This window comes from Stenotrophomonas sp. YJH_SMC_138, assembly GCF_059369855.1.
In genome coordinates, this window is sequence record NZ_JCAFTB010000001.1 from 943,554 (window position 1) to 962,421 (window position 18,868).

Below are 18,868 nucleotides of genomic sequence, written 5' to 3' on the forward strand. Positions count from 1 at the left end.
GGGCGGCACGATGAACCTGTCCGGCCCCTTCATCCGCCGCCCGATCGGCACCGCGCTGCTGGCCATCGGCCTGTTCATGGTCGGCCTGATCTGCTACCTGCGCCTGGGCGTATCGGCACTGCCGAACATCGAGATCCCGGTGATCTTCGTGCATGCCAGCCAGTCCGGCGCCGATGCGGCGACCATGGCCTCCACGGTTACCGCGCCGCTGGAACGCCATCTCGGCCAGCTGCCGGGCATCGACCGCATGCGCTCGTCGAGCTCGGAAGGCAGCTCGCTGGTGTTCATGATCTTCCAGAGCGGCCACAACATCGATTCGGCCGCGCTGGACGTACAGACCGCGATCAACTCGGCGCAAGCCGACCTGCCCTCGGGCATGGGGTCGCCGATGTACCAGAAGGCGAACCCGAACGATGACCCGGTGATCGCCATCGCGTTGACCTCGCAGACGCAGTCGGCCGATGAGCTGTACAACGTCGCCGATTCGCTGCTGGCGCAGCGCATCCGCCAGATCAGTGGCGTCGCCTCGGTCGACATCGCCGGCGCGTCGACGCCAGCGGTGCGCGTGGACGTCAACCTGCGCCTGATGAACGCGCTGGGCCTGACCGCCGATGACCTGCGCAATGCGGTGCGCGCGGCCAACGTGACCTCGCCCACCGGCTTCCTCAGCGACGGCAACACCACAACCGCGATCATCGCCAACGATTCGGTGGCGCGTGCGGCCGACTTCGCCGACCTGGTGGTCAAGACCCAGGGCGATGGCCGGGTGATCCGCCTGAAGGACATCGCCAATGTCTACGACGGCCAGCAGGATGCCTACCAGGCCGCGTGGTTCGACCACAAACCGGCGGTGGTGATGTACGTGTTCACCCGTGCCGGCGCCAACATCGTGGAGACCGTGGACCGGGTCAAGGCGCAGATCCCGACCCTGCGCGACTACCTGCAGCCAGGCACCACGATGACGCCGTACTTCGACCGTACGCCGACCATCCGCTCGTCGCTGCATGAAGTGCAGATCACGTTGCTGATCAGCCTGGCGATGGTGGTGCTGACCATGGCGCTGTTCCTGCGCCGGCTGGCACCGACGCTGATCGCCGCAGTGACCGTACCGCTGTCGCTGGCCGGTGCCGCGTTGGTGATGTACGTGATGGGCTTCACCCTGAACAACCTGAGCCTGCTGGCGCTGGTGATCGCGATCGGCTTCGTCGTGGACGATGCGATCGTGGTGATCGAGAACATCATGCGCCACCTCGATGAGGGCATGCCGCGCATGCAGGCGGCGCTGACCGGTGCGCGCGAGATCGGCTTCACCATTGTCTCGATCACCGCCTCGCTGGTCGCGGTGTTCATCCCGCTGCTGTTCGCCAGCGGCATGATGGGCGCGTTCTTCCGCGAGTTCACCGTCACCCTGGTGGCGGCCATCGTGGTCTCGATGATCGTTTCGCTGACGTTGACCCCGGCGCTGTGCAGCCGCTTCCTCAGCGCCCATGACCACAGCGCGCCGCCGTCGCGCTTCGGACGCTGGCTGGATGCCGGCCACGAGCGCATGCTGCGCATCTACACCGTGTTCCTGGACTTCTCGCTGCGCCACGCGCTGCTGCTGTCGCTGACGCCGCTGATCCTGATCGGCGTCACCATCTTCCTGTTCGGGGCGGTGAAGAAGGGCGCGTTCCCGCCGCAGGACACCGGCCTGATCTGGGGCCGCGCCAATTCCAGCGCCACCGTCTCCTTCGAGGACATGGTCGCCCGCCAGCGTCGCATCACCGACATGCTGATGGCCGACCCGGCAGTGAAAACCGTGGGTGTGCGCCTCGGCAGCGGCCGTCAGGGCTCCAGTGCACAGTTCAACATCGAGCTGAAGTCACGCAGCGACGGTCGCCGCGAAACCACCGCACATGCGTTGGCGCGACTCAGTGCCAAGGCCGATCGCTACCCCGACCTGCAGTTGCGCCTGCGCGCGATCCAGGACCTGCCCAGCAACGATGGCGGCGGTTCCAGCCAGGGCGCGCAGTACCGCATTTCCCTGCAGGGCAACGACCTGGCTGCTTTGCAGGAATGGCTGCCCAAGCTGCAGGCGGAACTGAAGAAGAACCCGAAGCTGCGTGACGTCGGCACCGACGTGGACAATGCCGGACTGCGCCAGAACATCCAGATCGACCGCGCCAAGGCCGCGCGCCTGGGCATCACTGTCGGCGCCATCGACGGCGCGCTGTACGGTGCGTTCGGCCAGCGCCAGATCTCCACCATCTATTCGGACATCAACCAGTACAGCGTGGTGGTCAACGCCCTGCCCTCGCAGACCGCCACCCCGGCGGCGCTGGATGAGGTGTACGTGCGTGCGCGCAACGGCGACATGGTGCCGATCACCGCGGTGGCCACGCAGATGCCCGGCCTGGCCCCCTCGCAGATCACCCACGAGAACCAGTACACGACGATGGACCTCAGCTACAACCTGGCTCCGAACGTGAGCATGGGTGAGGCCAAGGCGATCATCGATGCCACCGTCGCCGGCATGCGCATGCCTGGCGACATCCGCCTGGCCGACGATGCGGGCTTCGGCTTCAATTCAGATCCCAGCGACATGCTGATCCTGGTGTTTGCCGCGATCCTGACCGTCTACCTGGTGCTGGGCATGCTCTACGAGAGCCTGATCCACCCGGTCACCATCCTGTCCACGCTGCCGGCGGCGGGCGTCGGTGCGCTGCTGGCGTTGTTCGGCACCAACACCGAACTGTCGGTGATCTCGATGATCGCGCTGGTTCTGCTGATCGGCATCGTCAAGAAGAACGCGATCATGATGATCGACTTCGCACTGGTGGCGCAGCGCGAGCATGGGCTGGCGCCGCGCGACGCCGCACGCGAGGCCAGCATCGTGCGCTTCCGCCCGATCATGATGACCACGATGGTCGCGATCCTGGCCGCCGTGCCGCTGGCGATCGGCCTGGGTGAAGGGTCCGAGCTGCGCCGCCCGCTGGGCATCGCGATGATCGGCGGCCTGCTGTTCTCGCAGAGCCTGACCCTTCTCAGCACGCCGGCGCTGTACGTGATCTTCTCGTGCCTGGCCGAGCGTTGGCGCGCACGCCGCGCACGCAGGCGCGAAGCCAAGCTGCTCAAGCGCGCGCAGCGGGCGTAGAAGGGCCCATCCACGCGCGGCGTGGATCTATGGGTAGAGCCGGCCGCTGGCCGGCTTTCTCCGTACCGCAAATCTGCCGGCCAGCGGCCGGCACTACCGGATTCCTGCGCGGGCTGTCCCCTTCACCCCACACCCGCAATAATGGTCGGAGACCCTTCCGCCGAGCCTGCATGTCCGCCCGACAATCCCGCCTCAGCCGCCTGTGGGCCCACGAGAAGGCCAGTTACGGCCTGCGGGTGTTCATCGCCCTGACCGCGGCGCTGGCGGTGTGCTGGCAGCTGGATGCGCTGACCGCCTTGCCCGGCGTGTTCCTCGGCATCATCGCCAGTGCCATCGCCGAAACCGATGACAACTGGTGGGGCCGGACCAAGGCGGTGGCGCTGTCGCTGTTGTGCTTCTGCATTGCCGCAGCATCGGTCATCTGGCTGTTCCCGTGGCCGTGGATCTTCATCGGCGCGCTGGCGCTGTCCACCTTCGGCCTGACCCTGCTCGGCGCGCTCGGCGAGCGCTATGCGTCCATTGCCCAGGCCACGGTGACGCTGGCGATCTACACCATGATCGGCCTGGAACAGCACGGTGCCAGCGACCTGCACAGTGCGCTGGAAGCGGTCAGCCACCTGCTGGCCGGTGCGGTCTGGTACGGCCTGCTGTCGATCCTGTGGACCGCGCTGTTCGCCAACCGGCCGGTCCGCGAGCGGGTGGCGCGACTGTACGTTGAGCTGGGCCGCTACCTGCAGCTGAAGGCCGCGCTGTTCGAGCCGGTGCGCGAAGCCGACCTGCAACGTCGCCAGCTCGACCTGGCCGAACAGAACCGCCGCGTGGTCGGCGCGCTGAACGAGGCCAAGACCGCGATCCTGGCCCGCTTCGGTCGCTCCGGCCGACCCGGCGTGAACTCCGGCCTTTACCTGCGCCTGTACTACATGGCGCAGGATTTCCACGAGCGCGCCAGTTCCTCGCATTACCCGTACGGCGCGCTGGTGGACGCGTTCTTCCACAGCGACGTGCTGTACCGCTGCCAGCGCCTGCTTGACCTGCAGGGACAGGCCTGTGCCCGCCTGGGCGAGGCAATCCGGCTGCGCCGTCCGTTCGTGTACGGAGAAGGCAACCAGCAGGCCGGGCGCGACCTGGCCGATGCGCTGGCCTACCTGCGCGACCAGCAGCGGCCGCAATGGCAGCGCCTGCTGGGCTCGCTGGACCTGCTGGTGCACAACCTGCGCAGCATCGAACGGCGCCTGCTGGATGCCGAGCGCTCCGAAGCCAGCCTGGACAACGTCGATACCCGCCTGCGCGACAGCAACCCACACACCCTGCGCGAGATGGGCGTGCGCATCCGCCAGCAGCTTACGCCCGGCTCGGTGCTGTTCCGGCATGGGCTGCGCATGGCGCTGGCGCTGATTGCCGGCTTTGCAGCGATCCGCCTGTTCAATGCGCAGAACGGTTCGTGGGTACTGCTGACCATCGTGTTCGTGTGCCGGCCCAACTTCGGCGCCACCCGCCAACGCCTGGCCCAGCGCATCGTCGGTACCCTGGCCGGACTGGTGCTGACCTGGGCGCTGCTGCAGCTGTTCCCGCAGCTGCACGTGCAGCTGCTGATCGCCTTGCTCTCTGCACTTCTGTTCTTCTTCACCCGCACCGACCGCTACCTGGTGGCGTCGGCGGCGATCACGGTGATGGCACTGACCTGCTTCAACCTGATCGGCGACGGCTTCGTGCTGATCGTGCCGCGCATGGTCGATACGGTGCTGGGTTGCGCGATCGCAGCGGCGGCCGCGTTCCTGGTCCTGCCCGACTGGCAGGGCCGGCAGCTGCATCTCGTCCTGGCACGCGTGCTGGACACTGCGGCTCGCTACCTGGATTCGGTGCTGGGCCAGTACCGCAGCGGCATGCGCGACGACCTGGCCTACCGCATCGCGCGGCGCGACATGCACAATGCCGATGCCGCGCTGTCCACCGCACTGTCGAACATGCTGCGTGAGCCCGGCCATGTGCGCCGCAATCTGGATGCCGGCTTCCGCTTCCTGGCGCTGTCCAACACGCTGCTGGGACACCTGTCGGCGCTGGGCGCGCATCGCGACCAGGTGGACAGCTATGCGGGCGACCCGCTGGCATTGGCGGCCGGCGAGCGCGTGCGCAAGGCACTGCAGCAACTGGCCTCGGCGCTGACCGCACGGCAACCGGTCGCCGACGATGACAACGACGCCGACCGCGCGGTGGCCGCCGAGCTGGAGCAGATCGACGAGGCGATGCCGCCGAAACTGCAGCTGATCCGCACGCAGATGGCGCTGGTGCTGCGAATGCTGCCGAAGGTGCGGGCAGCGGCCAATGAAGCGGTGACCAGCCTGACCTGACTCCTCATCGCTGATCGGAGATCCCACCCACGCGTGGCATGGGTCAATTGCGCCGTGTGCAACGGCGCGTTGCGCCTGGCGCTGCGGTTCGATCACGCGGCCGCGCGGATACTGGGCAATCCCCCCGCTCCGGACTATCGCCATGAAAATCGAGCTCAGTGGCCGCACCGCGCTGGTCACCGCCTCCACCGCCGGCATCGGCCGGGCCATCGCCCAAGGACTGGCCAGCGCTGGTGCGCGAGTCATTCTCAATGGCCGCAGCACCGACAGCGTCGAGCGCGCCCGCCGGCACCTGCTCGCCACCGTGCCGGGAGCCGACGTGGTCGGCGTCGCCGCCGATCTCTCTGATGCAGCCGGTGTCGAAACACTGTTGGCCGGCCTGCCCAAGGTCGACATCCTGGTCAACAGCGCCGGCATCTTCGGCCCACAGGACTTCTTCGAGACCGATGATGCGACCTGGGAGCGCTACTGGCAGACCAACGTGATGTCCGGCGTGCGCCTGTCACGTGCGCTGCTACCGGCAATGGTCGATGCCGGCTGGGGCCGCGTGCTGTTCATTTCCTCCGAATCAGCGCGCAACATTCCCGCCGACATGATCCATTACGGGGTCAGCAAGACCGCGCAGCTGTCGTTGTCGCGCGGCCTGGCCAAGCGCGTGGCCGGCAGTGGCGTCACCGTCAACGCGGTGCTGCCCGGCCCGACCCTCTCCGATGGTTTTGCGGCGATGTTCGAGGATGAACGCCAGCGCAGCGGCAAGCCGCTGGAGCAGATCGGCCGTGAGTTCGTGATGGCGCACCGGCCGTCCTCGGTGATCCAGCGCACCGCCACGGTCGAGGAAGTGGCCAACATGGTGGTGTACCTGGCCTCGCCGCAGGCCTCGGCGACCTCGGGTGCGGCGCTGCGCGTGGATGGCGGCGTGGTCGACGATATCGTCTGAGAGTGCTGGCAGGTGTGCGGACCAACGGTCCGCACCCACAGGTCCGCATCCACAGCGGAGGGGAAGGAATGCTAGGCTGCGCCGGTCAAGGAGGTTCCATGTCCGGTCACAACCAGTTCGCCCTGCTGCGCCAGCGCCGTTTCCTGCCGTTCTTCGTGGTCCAGGCGCTCGGTGCGTTCAACGACAACGTGTACCGGCAGGCGATCATCAGCATGTTGCTGTTCATGGCTGTGCCGGAGGAAGAACTGGGGTTGTACGCCACCCTGGCACCGGCCATCTTCATCCTGCCATATTTCCTGTTCTCGGCGCTGGCCGGGCAGATCGCCGACAAACTGGAAAAATCGCGACTGATCGTGATCACCACCACCATGGAGATCGTGATCATGTCGCTGGCGGCCACCGGCTTCCTCACCCAGAGCCTGCCGGTACTGCTGGTCGCGCTGTTCTGCACCGGCATGCAGTCCACCCTGTTCGGCCCGGTGAAGTACTCAGTGCTGCCGTCGGTGCTCAGGCCAGAAGAGCTGACCGGCGGCAACGGCCTGGTCGAGATGGGCACCTCGATGTCGATCCTCTCCGGCATGATCGTCGGCGGCCTGGTGTTCACCGTGGCTGGCAGCCACGGCACGGTGGTGGCCGCGTGCGCGATCATCGCCCTGGCGATCTGCGGCAACATCGCCGCCCGCCTGATTCCCAAGGTCGATGCCGGCGACCCGAACCTGAAGATCAACTGGAACCCGTTGCCGGAATCGCTGGCGGTGCTGCGCATGGCGCGCCAGCAGAAAGCCGTACGCAACTCGATCCTGGGCGTGTCCTGGTTCTGGTTCGTCGGCACCGTGCTGACCTCGCAGTTGCCGGCCTATGCGGTGACCAACCTGGGCGGCCAGCCGACCCTGTACATCTTCGCGCTGGCCCTGTTCTCGGTGGGCACCGGCGTCGGCTCGCTGCTGTGCGAGAAGCTGTCAGCACGTACGGTGGAAATCGGCCTAGTACCGCTGGGCGCGTTCGGCATGACCGCGTTCCTGCTCGACCTGTACTTCGCCCGCAGCGGCGAAGCGACAGTGCACGGGCTGACCATCGGGCCGTTCCTGCAGCAGCCCGGCAGCATCCGCATCGTCATCGACCTGATCGGCATCGGCCTGTTCACCGGCATCTTCGTGGTGCCGCTGTTCGCACTGATCCAGAGCCGCACGCCGAAGGCGCAGATGTCGCGCGTGTTCGCCGCACTGAACATCCAGAACTCGGGCTTCATCGTCGCTGCGGCGCTGCTGTCGCTGGCCGCCCACAAGCTGCTGCACTGGACCATTCCGCAGCAGTTCCTGGCGCTGGCCATCGCCAACGCCCTGGTGGCGATCTACATCTTCACCATCGTCCCCGAATTCCTGATGCGCTTCCTCAGCTGGCTGATGGTGCGCACCCTGTACCGGCTGCGCCCGCACGGCATCGAGGCCAACGTGCCGGACGAAGGCGCCGCACTGCTGGTCTGCAACCACGTCAGCTACATGGACGCGCTGATCCTGTCGGCGACCATCCCGCGCCCGGTGCGCTTCGTCATGTACTACAGGATCTTCAACATCCCGGTGATGCGCTGGATCTTCCGGACCGCCAAGGCGATCCCGATTGCCGGGGCGCGCGAAGACCCAGCGCTGATGCAGCGTGCGTTCGATGAGATCGACGCGGCGCTGGCCGAAGGCGAACTGGTCTGCATCTTCCCCGAGGGCGCGCTGACCCGCGACGGGCAGATGGCGCCGTTCAAGTCCGGCGTCGAGAAGATCCTCGAGCGGCGGCCGGTGCCGGTGGTGCCGATGGCGCTGCGCGGCATGTGGTCGAGCATGTGGAGCCGCCGCGACAGCCGCCTTGGCCGCATGCGGGTGCCGCGTCGTTTCCGCGCCACGGTCGAGGTGGTGGCGGCACCGGCCGTGGATGGCCGCACCACCAGCGCCCCGGTGCTGGAGGCCCAGGTGCGGGCCCTGCGTGGTGATCACGCCTGATCGACCGCACGGACACGGGTAGACCGTCCCAGCGACAAGCCCCCCATCCTCGCCCTCCGATGCATCGCAGAGGTCCGTCAGATGCGTCAGATCAAGGGCCATACCGGCCAGTATCTGACTGTAACCGCATACATGCAGCGCGGGTTGAGGTAGATTACGCACCCACAGGGGGGAGGTTCGGCCGTTTCATCATGGCCGGCCACCAAGGAATGGAGTCTTGCTTTGAATCAACCGCCACCGCTCAGCCGTCCGGTCTACATCCCCAACCATCTGGTCTGGGCGATTCTGACGACGCTGTTCTGCTGCCTGCCGTTGGGCGTGGTGTCGATCGTCTATGCCTCCCAGGTCGATGGCCGCCGCGCCGCCGGCGACCTGCCGGGGGCCTACAGTGCGTCGCGCAAGGCGGGCTGGTGGGCGGTGGCTTCGGCCGTGGCCCTGCCGGTCCTGTTGCTGTTGTGGTTCGGGCTGTTCGGCGGCTTGGCCGTACTGGGCGCTCTTTCCGACCAATGATTCACCACCACCACCCATCAAGGAGCTTGAACCCATGAACACCGCCACTCCGCAGGTCCCGAACAATCTGGTCTGGGCCATCCTGAGCACCCTGTTCTGCTGCCTGCCGGCCGGCATCGTGTCGATCGTCTACGCCGCGCAGGTCAACGGCAAGCTGGCCGCTGGCGACATCGCCGGTGCCCAGGACTCCGCCGCCAAGGCCAAGAAGTGGGCGATCTGGTCGGCCATCGCCGCCGTCGTGGTCGGCGTGCTGTACGGCATCCTGATCGTCGCTGTCGGCGGCATGGGTGCAATGAACAACAGCGGCTACTGATCCGCGTGGACGGATCCGGCGCCCGCGCCGGATCCGTTGCTGCAATGTCCGCACTTCCCGCCCGCTCCCGATTCGCCCGCTGGGCACCGCTGCTGGCCGCCACCGGCCTGGCCGCCGGTGCCGCGGTGGTGCTGCGCAACGTCAATCCGTATGTCGCCGGCAATCCTTTGCCGAGCTGCCCGCTGTACGCGCTGACAGGCCTGTACTGCCCGGGCTGTGGCAGCACCCGCTGCCTGTATTCACTGGTCCATTTCGACCTGCCCGGCGCGATGGCGATGAACCCGCTGCTGGTCATCAGCCTGCCGTTCCTGCTGCTGATGCTGCTGAACGTCGCCGGCATCCGTCCGCGCGTGCTCGACCCGCTGATGCGGGTACTGGCCAATCCCACGTTCTGGCTCTGGGTGCTGCCCGGGTATGCGCTGCTGCGCAACCTGCCGTGGGCACCGTTCACCGCACTGGCACCGATCTAGGTTTTCCAGCCAACGGCGCAGCCCCTCGCGGTGGGCGACGTTTGAAGGCAGAAGCCCTGGGGTTGGCCGGACGGGATGGGTTTGCGGGGGACGCCGTGAATCCGTCCATGGAGTCTTGGCCGCGGCATCCATGCCGCGGACACCCCCGCAAACCCATCCCGCCCGGCCACGGACAGTTTCCGTGTGCGTCCACCACGGAAAAGAAAGAGAAGATCAAAAGCAGAAGCGGATCGCTTCGCTGCGCTCGCTCGGAGCCGAGCATGGCTCGGCTCTACAGAACGTCAGTGCGCGGAAAACTGTCGAAGGCGGGGTGGGTCGGATGGCGGGGGTGTGAGCCGCATGGATGCGGCGACCAAGCCTCCATGGACGGATTCACGGCGTCCCCCGCCATCCGACCCACCCCGCCGACCCGCTGCAATCCTGCCGTTGCAGTTGCTGTCGACTCTGCAGGTGCAGGGCTGCAAGCCCTGCAAAACAACTACGTCACCCAGCCTGCAATCACCAGCAGGGCGAGGACCGCCAGCCACAGCAGCAGCATCCGCCACACCAGGCTCATCGCATCACGCAGGTCCGGCAACCGCTGCCACACCGGCAGCAACCCTGCCTCGGTGTAATCGTGCGCATCCTCACGCAGCTCGGCGTTGACGCTGGCCCGCGCCACCGCGCCAAGGAACCCGATGTTGCCGGCCAGGCGTTCGCCATGGGCCTGGCGCCAGGCCTTCCACGCCGTATCGAAATTGCCCACCAGCGCCATCGAGAAGGCCATCAGCTGCGCCACCGGCCACTCGATCCAGCCCAGCAGGCGCTGCGCCAGCGCCAGCGGCTCCACCGGCACGCGTGCGCGCATCGGGCTCTCCGCCATCAGCGCCAGCAGCCGGTAACCGAGCGCGCCAGCCGGGCCCAGCAACAGGAACCAGAACAGCACCGCGAACCAGCGCCGCAGTGCGTTGAGCACCGTCGCCTCGACCAGTGACGGAATGTCCTCGCGCAGGCTGCCGCCGGCCGACTGCAGGTTGCGCACTGCAGCCTGCCGCGTCGCCGCATCATCGGCATCGATAATGGCCTCGATATCGCGGTCCAGGTCACGCGGGCCCCAGCACCAGGCCAGCACCGCTACGCCCAGCAGCAGCGACGGCAGGCCGAACAGCACCCCGCGCAACAGCCACGCCAGCAGCACCATCAGCAACAGCGGCGGCAGCAGTGCCAAGGCAACGCCGGCCGGTCCCTGCCAGGCCTTGCCACCACGCGCATCCAGCCAGCCCAGCCAACGCCGGAAACCGTCGAAACGGCGCAGCGAGGCAGCAGCGGCCGGAGCAACATGGCCCAGGGCCAGTGCCACCAGCACGGCGGCCAGAGTGGTGAACATGGCAGGTCTCCCTACAAAACAAAACGCTCGGCGCCGCTACCTTACCTGTCGCAGCGTCGCCCTCCGCGATGACCCGCACTGTAACCCGGGCCGTGTTCAGGTGGCGGCAATGCAATCGCCCCAGCCGGCCCGGCTCAGCCCTTCTGCTGCCGGTACCAATGCTCGATCAGGCCGCGCGAAATCGAGATCGGCGGCGACAGGCGGATACCCTGGCCATCGTCCTCCACGTCGCGCGCCAGTGCCGCGCCGACCTCGTCGGCACTGAACCAGCGCGCGTCTTCCAGCTCACCGTCCACGGTCGGCAGGTCATCCTGCGCCTGTGCGCGGAAGCCAACCATCAGCGCACCTGGGAATGGCCAGGGCTGCGAACCGAGGTACTGGCAGGCCGTCACCCGCACCTTGCTCTCTTCATGGACTTCGCGCACCACGGTCTGCTCGAAGGTCTCGCCGGGTTCGACGAAGCCGGCCAGCACCGAGTAGCGACGCGGGGCCCAGTTCGACTGCCGGCCCAGCAGCAGCCGCCCCTGGTTTTCCACGGCGACGATCACCGCCGGGTCGACACGCGGGTAGTGTTCGGTGGAACACTGCCCGCAGCGGCCGACGAAGCCACCACGGGCAAACGCCACGGCGCCGCCGCACACGCCGCAGAAGCGGGTGCGCGAGTGCCAGTACGACATGCCGCGGGCATAGCTGAAGGCGGTCGCATCGGCCATCGACCACAGCAGCGCGGCCTGGCGCAGATCAAGCCGGCGTGGTGCGCTGATGGTGACGTTGGTGGCTTCAACCGAGAACCACGCCTGCTCTCCGCGCAGGCCGAGGAAGATCGCGGCACCCGGGCCGCCGCCGATGTCGGCGCCGGTCAGCGCCAGTGGCTGATCGTCATCGCCGGTGAAGGCGCTGCCGTCCTGATCGAGCACGAGAATGCGCGCGCCCGGCCACAGGCGCGCCAGTGCATCGGCGTCTTCGCGCAGGGCATCGGCGCGCTCCAGCGGTTCACCCACGAAGGCGAAACCGGAAAGCGGCGAAGGAGTATTGGGCATCCTGCAAGCGTGCCGCCAATCGACGCGGGTGGCAAGGTCGGCGCTGTGCGCAATCTGCCGTTGTGGATGCAGGAAGGATCATCCACGCATGGCGTGGATCTACCCGCTCTGGCAGGTGCCAACCCTGGTTGGCACATTCCGGCCACAGGCCTTTTACATGCTGAAGCTGCTGCCGCAGCCGCAGGTGGTCTTTGCGTTCGGGTTGCGGATCACGAACTGGGCACCGGTCAGGCTCTCGGTGTAGTCCACCTCGGCGCCCATCAGGTACTGCAGGCTCAGCGGGTCGACCAGCAGGGTCACCCCGCTGGTCTGTACCGCCAGGTCATCCTCGGCACGGTTCTCGTCGAACTCGAACCCGTACTGGAAGCCCGAACAGCCGCCGCCCTCGATGTACACACGCAGGGCCAGGTCGGGGTTGCCCTCTTCCTGGATCAGGGATTTGACCTTGGCGGCCGCCGACTCGGTGAAGTTCAGCGGGCGCTCCAGCGATTGGTAATCGGGCGCGGCAACCGGGGTGGCGCCGGGCAGGGAGACTAGCGTGCTCATGGTGGCAGCATGGGGGTGCCGGGGATGGCTTTCAAGCCATCGCCTCGGCCAGCTTGCGGCGTGCGGCGGTGTCGCCCTTGCCGCTATTGGCTTCATCGCCTTCCGGCGCCGGCAGGGCCGCCATCGGGGCGCTGGCATGGATCAGGCGGCCGTTCAGCTGGGCGCCCGCATTCATCTCCACCACCTGGTAATGGACGTTGCCATTGACCCGTGCGCTGGGGGTCAGCTCGACCTTCTCGGTGGCGTGTACATCGCCGTCCAGGCGGCCGCTGATGACCACCACCTGGGCCCGGATCTCACCCTCGATCACGCCATGCTCGGCGACCGTCAGGGTCGCGCCGCTGGCGCCTTCGGTGGCGATCACCTTGCCGTGGATGCGACCTTCCACATACAGGCCACCACTGAATTCCACATCACCGCGGATCACCACCTGGTTGCCGATCAGGGCATCCACCACCAGCTGGCCTTCACGGTTGGATTTGCTGCTTCCGAACATCTGCCTACTCCCCTTTGCTGGCCGGCGCGCCGGCCTGTTTCCAGTCGAATACCTGGGTGGTACCCCCCGTACCACTCCCCAATGTCACCCGCACGCGTTGCGGGGTGAAGTCAGCCGGCAGCATCACGCTGCCGGTGAGCTGCTGGAAGTACCGGAACGAGTAATCCTGTCCCGGCACCTTGCTGCGCTGGTGCAGATCATCCCAGCTGATCGTGGCCAGCTTGCCGTTCTTCACGCCTTCCACGGTGAAGCGCATCTGCCCCTGGCTGATGGCGCCGCGGTTGAGGTTCTGGGTCAGCACGGCGGTGTACTGCCAGGTGCCGGCCGCTTCCGGGCTGAACTCGATCGAATGGGTGTTCAGGCCCTTGCGCTGGCTGGTCGAACCCACCAGGCGCTCATAGAAGGCAACGTCGGCGCGCAGGCCGGCGATTTCCTCATCGCGCTCGGCCAGCGAGGACTGCACCTCGGTATTGGCGGCGCGGCTGATGCGGTCGGAGGCTTCCAGCGTGGCCTGCTTCTGGCGCAGCTCGGTCAGCTGCGCCTGCAGCGTCTCGGCGCGCTTCTCGGCAGCCTGCAGGCGCTGGCCCTGGGCATCGCGTGGCGTGGCCATCCAGCAGCCACCCAGCACCGCCAGCACCAGGCTGAGCAGCCAGATGCCGCCGATCACCAGCAGGCGGCGACGGTCGGCCGGCGGTTGCGGCGCGCCGGGCAGGCGTACCTGCACGCGCATGGGAGGACGGTTGGTCATGGGTGGTTTCCGGGGTATCGCGAGGGCGACACCGGTACGGCCCCTGTGGCAAACGACGGGCTAGTGTATGACAGGACGGAGGGGTTTCCTGCGCCGTGGCCGGCCACGGTCTGTGGCGTTCAGGCATGCCATCGTCGATAGTGTGGTCCCCTGCACAGTTCCGTCGCCGGAGCATCGCCATGACCGAAGCCCACCTGTTCGTGATCGGCATCCTGCTGGCCTGGCTGGCCGGCATCCGCGTCTACCTCACCGTGTTCGGCGTCGGCCTTGCCGGCCTGCTCGGCTGGGTCGACCTGCCGCCCGCTCTGCAGGCCACCGAATCCTGGTGGGTGCTGGGCACGTCGGCGGCGCTGGCCATCGCCGAGTTCTTCGCCGACAAGATTCCCGGCGTGGACTCGGTCTGGGACCTGGTGCAGACGCTCGCACGCGTGCCGGCCGGCGCGTTCCTCGCAGCGGCTACCCTGTCGCCGGACGGTCAGCTCGGCGCCGGCGCACTCGCCGCCGGTGCCGGCGTCGCCCTCGCCAGCCACGGCCTGAAGGCCGGTACCCGCGCGCTGCTCAATACCTCGCCGGAACCGGCCAGCAACTGGGTCGCCTCCGCCGCCGAGGACACCGTGGTAGTCGGTGGCCTGGCGCTGGCCCTGGCACACCCGTGGATCGCGCTGGTGGTGGTGCTGGCCTGCAGCCTGGCCGGCGCGCTGCTGGTGTGGCTGGTCTGGCGCGCGCTGTGGAAGGGCGTGCGCTGGCTGGCGCGCGGTGCATCGGCAGCACCGCCGGGGCACAGCAGTACCGGTTGAGCACCGGGCTTGTCGCATAATGGACGCGAACACCAGGAGCACCGATGGCCGCAAACGAATCCCCCGCGGGCGCCCGCCCGGGACGCGCTGAAACCCCTCCGGCCGATCATTGGCAGCGCTGGGCGCCCGAGGCGGCAGGCCCCGCTGTGGCCGCACCGACGGTTGCGACCCCGCCGCCCATCGCGACCGATGCCCTGGCGCCGGTCAACAGCGCACCGCCGCCGCTGCCCGGCCCGATCGCACTGGCCGAAGCCGGCAACAACGATCTGGCCCCGCCGCCCTCGGACTCGCCCTACCGCGTGCTGATCGTTGAAGACGATCGCGCCCAGGCGCTGTTCGCGCAGAGCGTGCTGCACGGCGCCGGCATGCAGGCGATCGTGCACAGCGATGCCGATGCCGCGCTGCAGGCGATCAAGGAGCACCGCCCCGACCTGATCCTGATGGATCTGCACCTGCCCGGGCTGGACGGCATGCGCCTGACCGCGCTGATCCGCCAGCAGCCCGGCCTGCAGCTGCTGCCGATCGTGTTCCTCAGCGGCGATCCGGATCCAGAGCGCCAGTTCGAAGTGCTCGACAGCGGCGCCGACGACTACCTGAGCAAGCCGATCCGGCCGCGCCACCTGATCGCAGCGGTGGCCAACCGCATCCGCCGCGCGCGTGCCCAGGCCGCGACCCTGCCGGGCGCCACCGGCGCACCGGCCACCAGCAATCCGGAAACCGGCCTGCCGACGCGCCACCATGTGCTGCAGCAGCTCAACACCGCACTCGCCCACCGCGACCGGGGCGGCGTGTTCTTCATCGAAGTGGCCAGTGCGCTGGGCCTGCGCGAACGCTATGGCTATGCCGCGTTTGAACGACTGATGGTGCAGGCCGGGCAGCGCCTGGCCGAAGCCGGCCATCCGCACCTGCTGGCGCGGCTGAACGACAACAGCTTCCTGCTGCTGGCCCGCAACGCCGACGAGGACGCCCTCGAAGGCATCGCCGCGAGCCTGCGCGAGCAGCTGTCGGCCCGCGCCTTCGTGATCCGCGACGACGAATCCGTGCATCTGCGCGGCGTGGTCGGTTATGCGCCGCTGTCGCCGGGCTTCGAGGATGCCAGCAGTGCGCTGGAAGCGGTTGAGCGCACCACCCTGCAGGCGCGCCTGCTCAGCGCCGGCGTGGCGGGCCATGTGCATCGCCAGGCGGTCACCGAACAGGAACACCTGGCGCTGCTGGAGGGCCAGCTGGAACTGGCCTACCAGCCGATCGTCGCCGTGGCAGGCGGCAACACCGCGCAATACCAGTTGCTGCTGCGCCTGCGCCAGGCCGATGGCACGGTGCTGGCGGCCGGCCAGGTGATCCCCGCCGCGGAAGCCGCCGGGCGCATCGCCGACCTCGACCAGCAGGTGATGGACCACGCACTGGGCCTGCTGGATCTGTACCGGCACGCAACGCAGCCGCTGAGCCTGTTCGTCTCGCAGTCGCTGCGCACCCTGCAGCGCGATGCCTTCGCCGACTGGCTGCTGGAATCACTGCAGCAGCGTGACCTGCCTGGCAGTGCGCTGGTGATCGACGTGCGCCTGCCCGACGCACTGATCCACACCGTGCCGCTGCAGCAGTTCTGCCAGCGCATGGCCAGCGCAGGGGTGCGCTTCTGCCTGAGCCAGTTCGAACCCAGCGGCGAGGCCGATGCACTGCTGACCCAGCTGCCGCTGTCGTTCGTGCGCATGGCTGCGCGCTTCTCCAGCAGCCATTCCAATCCGGCCACGCGCGAGGCGCTGCGCAAGACGATCGAACAGGCCCATGCCGCCGGACTGCAGATCATCGGCCAGCAGATCGAGGATCCGCAGGCTGCAGCGGCGATGTGGGTAGGCGGCGTCGACTACATCCAGGGCAACATGGTGCAGTCGGCCGGCAGCGACCTGAACTTCGACTTCCACAACGCGGTGCTCTGACGTGCCGCTGTGGGGCGTGCTGCTGGTTGCCCTTGCTGCGGCCGCCATCGCGCTGCTGCTGTTGGGCCTGCGCCTGCGCGCGCGCAACCATGCGCTGGCCCAGCTGCAGCGCACGCACAGTGCGCTGGCCGCCGAACGCGACCAGCTTCGCCATACCACCGAACGCCAGGGCCAGCTGGAACAACAGCTGCTGCAGGCCAAGCAGGCCGCCGAGGCGGCCGTGCTGGCCAAGGGCGAGTTCCTGGCCACGATGAGCCACGAGATCCGCACCCCGCTCAACGGCATCCTGCCGATGCTGGAGCTGATCGCACGCGGGCCGCTGGGCGAAGACCAGCGGCAGATGCTGGCCACCGCCTCGGCCAGTTCGCAACAGCTGCTGCGCATCGTCGACGACATCCTCGACTACTCCCGGCTGGAAGCGCAGGCGCTGGAACTGGAGATCACCAGCTTCAACCTGCGCGACCTGCTCGATGGCGTGGTACAGCTGATGCAGCGGGCCGCCGACGCCAAGGGCCTGGCCCTGGGCCTGCAACTGGATCCATCGGTGCGCCTGCCGGTGCGCGGCGACCCGGTGCGCCTGCGCCAGGTGCTGAGCAACCTGCTGGCCAACGCCATCAAGTTCACCGCCCGCGGCCAGGTGCAGCTGCGCGTGCTGCGCCTGGGTGAAAGTGCCGCGCAGCACCAGCTGCGCTTCGAGATCATCGATACCGGCATCGGCATCGACGACGCGCTGCAGGCACGCCTGTTCCAGTCCTTCAGCCAGGCCGACGCATCCACCACCCGCATCTATGGCGGCACCGGCCTGGGCCTGGCCATCTGCAAGCGCATCATCGACCTGATGCACGGGCACATCGGCGTGCACTCCACGCCGGGCCAGGGCGCAACCTTCTGGTTCGAGATCCCGCTGCTGAAGGTCGCTGGCGACCTGCCGGCGATGGCGCGCGCACCGGCACCGCTGCTGCTGTTCAGTGCCGATGCAACGCTGCAGGCACGTATCGAGCGCATCGCCGCCCACCATGGGCTGCAGGTGCAGGTGCTGGCACAGCTGGATGCCGTGGTCGAGCGCCTGCGCGCTCCCGCGCGGCCCGGACAACCGGCACCGGCATGGCTGCTGGTCGATGCCCGCGCACGCCGCAACGGTGAGGCCACGCTGCAGCTGGCGCTGAGTGAACGTGGTGACGACGATGCGCTGCAGGTGCTGTGGCTGCAGGAGGGCGCACTTCCACAACGCCAGCGCCAGCGCCAGCTGCCCCCGCACTTCGACGATGCGGCCCTGCATGCACTGCTGGCTGCACCGGTCGCCCCCGCCCGCCCCGCTGCGCTGCTGGCCAGCGCGGACAACGAGCAACCGGCTGCCACGCTGCCGCCGTTGCATCTGCGTGTGCTGCTGGTGGAGGACAATACGGTCAACCGGATGGTCGCCGAACAACTGCTGCGCGTGTTCCAGTGCGAAGTGCGCAACGCCGCCGATGGCGAGCAGGCGCTGGCCGCCCTCCGCGAAGGCGGCGTGGACATCGTGTTGATGGATTGCCAGATGCCGGTGCTGGACGGCTACGCCGCCACGCGCCGCTGGCGCGCCGAAGAAGTGGAGACCGGGCGCGCCCGCCTGCCGATCATCGCCATGACCGCCAACGCCATGGCCGGTGACCGCGAGCGCTGCCTGCAGGCGGGCATGGACGATTACCTGTCCAAGCCGATCGCGCGCGCCACGCTGCATGCGCTGCTGCTGCGTTGGGGTGGCGGCAAAGCTGCATCACCTGGACAACTTTCTGTGGAGCCGTCTGTAGAGCCGAGCCATGCTCGGCTGACGGCCAGTGGCACTCCCACACCCTCAGCCGAGCATGGCTCGGCTCTACAGGAGACGACAAGCCAAGCCGCGCCGAAACCGGTGATCGACCGCGACGTGCTGGATGAACTGCACACCGTGATCGGCGACGCTGCCACCCAGATCGTCATGGTCTTTCTTGAAGATGCGCCGGTGATGGTGCAGCAGTTGCAGCTGGCCGCGCAGAACGGCGATGAGCTGCGCTTGCAGGCCACAGCGCACAGCCTGAAGTCATCGAGTGCAAACGTCGGCGCATTGTCGCTGTCGGCGATCGCGCAGCGGATCGAGCACGAAGCCCGTAGTGGCAGCCTGCAGCGCCCCGCGGTGGCGGTGGCGCTGCTGGTTGCGGAATTCGCCCGGGCGCGTGTTGCACTGACGGGCTACCTGGCACAGCACCGCGCCGGCCAGGGCGGCTGA

General features: G+C 67.9%; 15 protein-coding genes. 10 read left to right on the forward strand and 5 right to left on the reverse strand.

Annotated elements, in window-relative coordinates; genetic code table 11:
* Positions 1–10 precede the first annotated feature (10 nt).
* The 7 genes from AC5P7I_RS04180 to AC5P7I_RS04210 all read left to right on the forward strand — a co-directional run bounded on the left by AC5P7I_RS04180 (position 11) and on the right by AC5P7I_RS04210 (position 9,699).
* On the forward strand, positions 11–3,133 hold the full coding sequence (locus tag AC5P7I_RS04180; protein WP_049403847.1) for an efflux RND transporter permease subunit: 3,123 nt from the start codon (positions 11–13) through the stop codon (positions 3,131–3,133).
* Positions 3,134–3,303: 170 nt separating this feature from the next.
* The gene (gene yccS, locus AC5P7I_RS04185) at positions 3,304–5,481 is read left to right on the forward strand and encodes a YccS family putative transporter (protein ID WP_014648650.1); all 2,178 of its coding nucleotides are present in this window, start codon (positions 3,304–3,306) and stop codon (positions 5,479–5,481) included.
* 142 nt (positions 5,482–5,623) lie between these two features.
* Positions 5,624–6,418, forward strand: coding sequence for an SDR family NAD(P)-dependent oxidoreductase (locus tag AC5P7I_RS04190; RefSeq protein WP_262087815.1), 795 nt, complete (start codon positions 5,624–5,626; stop codon positions 6,416–6,418).
* A 98-nt stretch (positions 6,419–6,516) separates the two neighbouring features.
* Positions 6,517–8,406, forward strand: a complete 1,890-nt coding sequence (locus AC5P7I_RS04195) for an MFS transporter (RefSeq protein WP_014648652.1) — start codon at positions 6,517–6,519, stop codon at positions 8,404–8,406.
* Positions 8,407–8,628: 222 nt separating this feature from the next.
* The gene (locus AC5P7I_RS04200) at positions 8,629–8,916 is read left to right on the forward strand and encodes a CD225/dispanin family protein (RefSeq protein ID WP_005419784.1); all 288 of its coding nucleotides are present in this window, start codon (positions 8,629–8,631) and stop codon (positions 8,914–8,916) included.
* Between the two features lie 34 nt (positions 8,917–8,950).
* Positions 8,951–9,229 (forward strand): CD225/dispanin family protein, encoded by a 279-nt coding sequence (locus AC5P7I_RS04205; RefSeq protein WP_014648653.1) that lies wholly within the window; start codon positions 8,951–8,953, stop codon positions 9,227–9,229.
* Between the two features lie 44 nt (positions 9,230–9,273).
* The gene (locus tag AC5P7I_RS04210; protein WP_014038725.1) at positions 9,274–9,699 is read left to right on the forward strand and encodes a DUF2752 domain-containing protein; all 426 of its coding nucleotides are present in this window, start codon (positions 9,274–9,276) and stop codon (positions 9,697–9,699) included.
* Positions 9,700–10,177: 478 nt separating this feature from the next.
* On the opposite strand, the gene ampE is transcribed toward AC5P7I_RS04210, so the two are convergent.
* The 5 genes from ampE to AC5P7I_RS04235 form a co-directional block, all read right to left on the reverse strand.
* Positions 10,178–11,065, reverse strand: coding sequence for a regulatory signaling modulator protein AmpE (ampE, locus tag AC5P7I_RS04215; RefSeq protein WP_014648654.1), 888 nt, complete (start codon positions 11,063–11,065; stop codon positions 10,178–10,180).
* Positions 11,066–11,199: 134 nt separating this feature from the next.
* Complete coding sequence (gene nudC / locus AC5P7I_RS04220; RefSeq protein ID WP_014648655.1) at positions 11,200–12,105, reverse strand: NAD(+) diphosphatase; 906 nt, start codon at positions 12,103–12,105, stop codon at positions 11,200–11,202.
* Between the two features lie 153 nt (positions 12,106–12,258).
* Positions 12,259–12,651, reverse strand: a complete 393-nt coding sequence (gene erpA, locus AC5P7I_RS04225; protein ID WP_005419789.1) for an iron-sulfur cluster insertion protein ErpA — start codon at positions 12,649–12,651, stop codon at positions 12,259–12,261.
* A 31-nt stretch (positions 12,652–12,682) separates the two neighbouring features.
* Positions 12,683–13,147: a bactofilin family protein gene (locus AC5P7I_RS04230; RefSeq protein ID WP_014648656.1), complete on the reverse strand. Its 465-nt coding sequence runs from the start codon at positions 13,145–13,147 to the stop codon at positions 12,683–12,685.
* Positions 13,148–13,151: 4 nt separating this feature from the next.
* Entirely contained in the window at positions 13,152–13,895 is a 744-nt protein-coding gene (locus AC5P7I_RS04235) for a DUF6776 family protein (RefSeq protein ID WP_005411304.1), read from the reverse strand.
* Between the two features lie 179 nt (positions 13,896–14,074).
* Between AC5P7I_RS04235 and AC5P7I_RS04240 the strand changes: the two genes are divergently transcribed.
* Genes AC5P7I_RS04240 through AC5P7I_RS04250 form a run of 3 tightly spaced genes read left to right on the forward strand, consistent with a single transcriptional unit; the run spans position 14,075 to position 18,868 of the window.
* A complete protein-coding gene (locus AC5P7I_RS04240) occupies positions 14,075–14,692 on the forward strand; it encodes a DUF4126 domain-containing protein (RefSeq protein WP_014648657.1) in 618 nt (205 codons plus the stop codon).
* A gap of 44 nt (positions 14,693–14,736) precedes the next feature.
* A complete protein-coding gene (locus AC5P7I_RS04245; RefSeq protein WP_041863914.1) occupies positions 14,737–16,626 on the forward strand; it encodes an EAL domain-containing protein in 1,890 nt (629 codons plus the stop codon).
* 1 nt (position 16,627) lies between these two features.
* A complete protein-coding gene (locus tag AC5P7I_RS04250) occupies positions 16,628–18,868 on the forward strand; it encodes an ATP-binding protein (RefSeq protein ID WP_197562002.1) in 2,241 nt (746 codons plus the stop codon).

Coding starts and splice junctions, on each gene's coding strand:
- AC5P7I_RS04180 (WP_049403847.1), top strand. CDS start 11: ATGAACCTGTCCGGCCCCTTCATCCGCCGCCCGATCGGCACCGCGCTG.
- erpA (WP_005419789.1), bottom strand. CDS start 12,651: ATGAGCACGCTAGTCTCCCTGCCCGGCGCCACCCCGGTTGCCGCGCCC.
- AC5P7I_RS04230 (WP_014648656.1), bottom strand. CDS start 13,147: ATGTTCGGAAGCAGCAAATCCAACCGTGAAGGCCAGCTGGTGGTGGAT.
- yccS (WP_014648650.1), top strand. CDS start 3,304: ATGTCCGCCCGACAATCCCGCCTCAGCCGCCTGTGGGCCCACGAGAAG.
- AC5P7I_RS04210 (WP_014038725.1), top strand. CDS start 9,274: ATGTCCGCACTTCCCGCCCGCTCCCGATTCGCCCGCTGGGCACCGCTG.
- AC5P7I_RS04235 (WP_005411304.1), bottom strand. CDS start 13,895: ATGACCAACCGTCCTCCCATGCGCGTGCAGGTACGCCTGCCCGGCGCG.
- AC5P7I_RS04195 (WP_014648652.1), top strand. CDS start 6,517: ATGTCCGGTCACAACCAGTTCGCCCTGCTGCGCCAGCGCCGTTTCCTG.
- AC5P7I_RS04245 (WP_041863914.1), top strand. CDS start 14,737: ATGGCCGCAAACGAATCCCCCGCGGGCGCCCGCCCGGGACGCGCTGAA.
- AC5P7I_RS04190 (WP_262087815.1), top strand. CDS start 5,624: ATGAAAATCGAGCTCAGTGGCCGCACCGCGCTGGTCACCGCCTCCACC.
- ampE (WP_014648654.1), bottom strand. CDS start 11,065: ATGTTCACCACTCTGGCCGCCGTGCTGGTGGCACTGGCCCTGGGCCAT.
- nudC (WP_014648655.1), bottom strand. CDS start 12,105: ATGCCCAATACTCCTTCGCCGCTTTCCGGTTTCGCCTTCGTGGGTGAA.
- AC5P7I_RS04240 (WP_014648657.1), top strand. CDS start 14,075: ATGACCGAAGCCCACCTGTTCGTGATCGGCATCCTGCTGGCCTGGCTG.
- AC5P7I_RS04205 (WP_014648653.1), top strand. CDS start 8,951: ATGAACACCGCCACTCCGCAGGTCCCGAACAATCTGGTCTGGGCCATC.